The organism is Geomonas paludis (genome assembly GCF_014193585.1).
Taxonomy (GTDB): Bacteria; Desulfobacterota; Desulfuromonadia; order Geobacterales; family Geobacteraceae; genus Geomonas; species Geomonas paludis.
On sequence record NZ_BLXY01000029.1, the window covers coordinates 1 to 3,108 of the forward strand.

The 3,108-nt window shown below is 52.0% G+C and carries 5 protein-coding genes; 2 read left to right on the plus strand and 3 right to left on the minus strand.

Annotated features, from left to right (window positions below; all coding sequences use genetic code 11):
- Positions 1-30 precede the first annotated feature (30 nt).
- The gene (locus H7687_RS22035) at positions 31-894 is read left to right on the plus strand and encodes a transposase (protein WP_183351386.1); all 864 of its coding nucleotides are present in this window, start codon (positions 31-33) and stop codon (positions 892-894) included.
- Positions 895-939: 45 nt separating this feature from the next.
- Here H7687_RS22035 and H7687_RS21775 read toward each other — a convergent pair whose 3' ends face one another.
- Entirely contained in the window at positions 940-1,233 is a 294-nt protein-coding gene (locus H7687_RS21775; protein ID WP_183351392.1) for a hypothetical protein, read from the minus strand.
- On the opposite strand from H7687_RS21775, the gene H7687_RS21780 reads away from it, so the two are divergent.
- The gene (locus H7687_RS21780; protein ID WP_246405070.1) at positions 1,180-1,758 is read left to right on the plus strand and encodes a transposase; all 579 of its coding nucleotides are present in this window, start codon (positions 1,180-1,182) and stop codon (positions 1,756-1,758) included. The genes H7687_RS21775 and H7687_RS21780 overlap by 54 nt on opposite strands.
- Positions 1,759-1,787: 29 nt before the next feature.
- On the opposite strand, the gene H7687_RS21785 is transcribed toward H7687_RS21780, so the two are convergent.
- The gene (locus H7687_RS21785) at positions 1,788-2,339 is read right to left on the minus strand and encodes a hypothetical protein (protein WP_183351388.1); all 552 of its coding nucleotides are present in this window, start codon (positions 2,337-2,339) and stop codon (positions 1,788-1,790) included.
- A 12-nt stretch (positions 2,340-2,351) separates the two neighbouring features.
- Positions 2,352-2,879, minus strand: coding sequence for a hypothetical protein (locus H7687_RS21790; protein ID WP_183351390.1), 528 nt, complete (start codon positions 2,877-2,879; stop codon positions 2,352-2,354).
- Between the last annotated feature and the right edge of the window lie 229 nt (positions 2,880-3,108).

Below are 3,108 nucleotides of genomic sequence, written 5' to 3' on the forward strand. Positions count from 1 at the left end.
ATGTAAGAGGGGTGTGGCAACCTTCTTGTCATGCCTCGACAAGCCCGCATAGACGCTCCCGGTGCCTGCCATCACATCATCTGCCGTGGCATCGAGCGGAGAAAGATCTTCCTCGATGACACAGATAGGGACCGCTTCCTTTTGCGCCTGGGACAAGTCCTGAAGAAATCTTCGACTCGCTGCTTTGCCTGGGCGCTTATTCCCAACCACTTTCATCTTCTTCTCCAAACCGGCAATACTCCCATCTCCGACGTGATGCGTCGCCTCACAACCGGCTATGCCGTAGAATTCAATCATCGTCACAACCGCTCGGGCCACCTCTTTCAAAACCGATACAAATCCATCCTCTGCCAAATGGATCCATACCTGCTTGAGCTGGTGCGCTACATCCACCTGAACCCGGTCAGGGCAGGAATTGTAAGTACATTGCACGAGCTGCGACTGCATCGATATTGTGGGCACGGGCAACTGCTCGGGGATAGGAGGTTCCCATGGCAAGAAACGTCCGAGGTCCTTGGCAGATTCGGAAGCAATGAACGGGATGCCCGCTGCAGCTATGAGAATTTTCTCGCTGATGGGCTCAGAGACGGCAATAGGCCGGACCTGACCGGCGGAGGTTTGGTGCGAAGCGCTGGGGGGTGGGAGGAAGTCGTTGCTGCTCGACGCGCCGGCATCTTCTTGAAAAGCGACGAGCGCATCCTTGGTGATAGTGACTTCGTGGAGCGGGTGTTACAAAAGGCGGAAGAGCATGTGGAGAGGACCTGTGCGAACCGGGCGGATGGCTTTGACTTGGAACACGCCGTGGAGCGAGTTGCTGGGTTGCTTAAGATGGATGTCGCGCAAGTTTGGCGACACGGCAAAGAACCTTTGGGGGAGGCAGGGGGACGCCCATGAAATTATGCGTTTCTCTGCCTCCTTCTCTATCTGGGGTGCCCGTTGCTAATGTAAGAGGGGTGTGGCAACCTTCTTGTCATGCCTCGACAAGCCCGCATAGACGCTCCCGGTGCCTGCCATCACATCATCTGCCGTGGCATCGAGCGGAGAAAGATCTTCCTCGATGACACAGATAGGGCATCGGGGGGACGTTGTTGAGATTTTGACTTTTGATTGGCCGGTGTTAATGTTGCAGGTATGCCAAGACTTGCCCGCCTTGATGCCGTCGGTGTCCTGCAGCATGTCATGGTCCGAGGCATCGAGAAGTGTGATATCTTCATCGATGACAAGGACCGCCACTCTTTCCTTGACCGCCTATCGACTCTACTCATCAAGACGAACACAGCATGCCTGGCATGGGTCCTGATGACCAATCATCTTCACCTCCTGCTAAGACCACAGCGCGTTAAACTCTCTTCCTTCATGCGCCGCCTTCTTACCGGATACGCTGTAACCTTCAACAAGCGTCATCACCGGGTAGGTCATCTATTCCAGAATCGTTACAAATCGATTGTGTGCGAAGAGGAGCCATACCTCTTGGAGTTGGTTCGATACATACATCTAAACCCTCTTCGAGCTGGTTTAGTAGACGACGTGGAGGACCTTCTTGGGTACCCCTGGAGCGGCCATTGCGTCTTGATGGGAAGACGCCAATTGAACGGGCAGGCGACGATGGAGGTATTGTCTTATTTTGGAGAGACGCCAAAGATGGCAATGTCGCGGTATGAGTCATTTGTAAAGGATGCTGCGCCTGGGAGGCAGGGGGACGCCCATGAAATTATGCGTTTCTCTGCCTCCTTCTCCATCTGGGGTGCCCGCTGCTAATGTAAGAGGCGTATTGGCGTCCCCCTGTTTTACTTATATTGGGGTTTGTAACGACTTCCTGACTTCGGCTCTTTATCGAGCATGCTGAACCTCTTCTCTTTGTCATTCCAGATCAGCGGAGAGTAGTAGTGGTCACCGGAAACGGTGGGGTCATAGACATCGACTCGTATTTCGGTAGGTAGGCTGGCTTTCCATCTTCCAAAGTAAATTGCAGGTTCAGTTGGAGCTTCTATCGGAAAAATTACGGGAAGCGTTCCCAGATTGTTCATGCGATCGTCTACGATGATACTCGAAGGGAACTCCTCCCACATGTTACTCTGCTTCGCGTTAAGGTAATCCTCAGTCCAGACAGAGACAAGGAAAACACGTGCTTTTGAAGTTGGGGTTTTGCTTAAGGGACACATTTTTGTGAAGGCCAGGTATTTCCTCCAGGGAGAAGGCAACTTCTCTGCATGCTGTTGATCAATTGGGACGCAGACCGTTGACTTTAATTCAACAAAGCCGGGGTACCCTGCGAAGGACCTCGAGGTTGGCCACGATAGGTGGAAGACAAGAAGTATCAGCAAAACCTTTTTGTACACGTACCGACCTCCTTAGTTTCCTAAGCCTGTTGCCGTGCTATATGGTGTGCCTACATATTTGAAAAACCTAACCCCTTCAAATTTTTCACGGGACCAGGAATCACGGACTGTCAAATTTCCTTTGTTTTTTGCTCCCGGCCAACTTCCCATGGAAGTGGACATAGCAAGAGGATATACGCCGTGACCAGGCATTATCTTACTTTCCCCATTGCGGCTTATGTATGTGTACCCGCCGTCACTCTTGGGCTGGCCTGGATATACAACAATCACATGTCCATGTGGGGAGTCAACTGCGCCGCCTATGACAAGTACACCGTCATTTGCAAGTTGCGCTAATTCATGAATCTGAACCTCCTGCCATTTAGGGCTTCTCCCTACAACTTGAAGAAGGTTGTTTGCGGTAAGGTAAGGTTGATCGTAGACGTATTTTCTGATGACATGCCAAACGGCATGACTACAGGACTTTGGATAGGTGTGGAAGGCCTCGTCGCAAGCGGCCTTCAACGTGTGGCAGTTTTGGCAGTTGTTGTTGCCAGACATTACTCCTCCTTTGCCACGACTAGGGCTAATGTTTGCGCCAAAAGATTAAATAATACAAACTGGGTGGGTGTGGTCAAGCTAGCAACGGGTGGGGAGACAGGAGGCAGGGGGACGCCCATGAAATTATGCGTTTCTCTGCCTCCTTCTCTATCTGGGGTGCCCGTTGCTAATGTAAGAGGGGTGTGGCAACCTTCTTGTCATGCCTCGACAAGCCCGCATAGACGCTCCC

Coding starts and splice junctions, on each gene's coding strand:
- H7687_RS22035 (WP_183351386.1), top strand. CDS start 31: ATGCCTCGACAAGCCCGCATAGACGCTCCCGGTGCCTGCCATCACATC.
- H7687_RS21780 (WP_246405070.1), top strand. CDS start 1,180: ATGGTCCGAGGCATCGAGAAGTGTGATATCTTCATCGATGACAAGGAC.
- H7687_RS21790 (WP_183351390.1), bottom strand. CDS start 2,879: ATGTCTGGCAACAACAACTGCCAAAACTGCCACACGTTGAAGGCCGCT.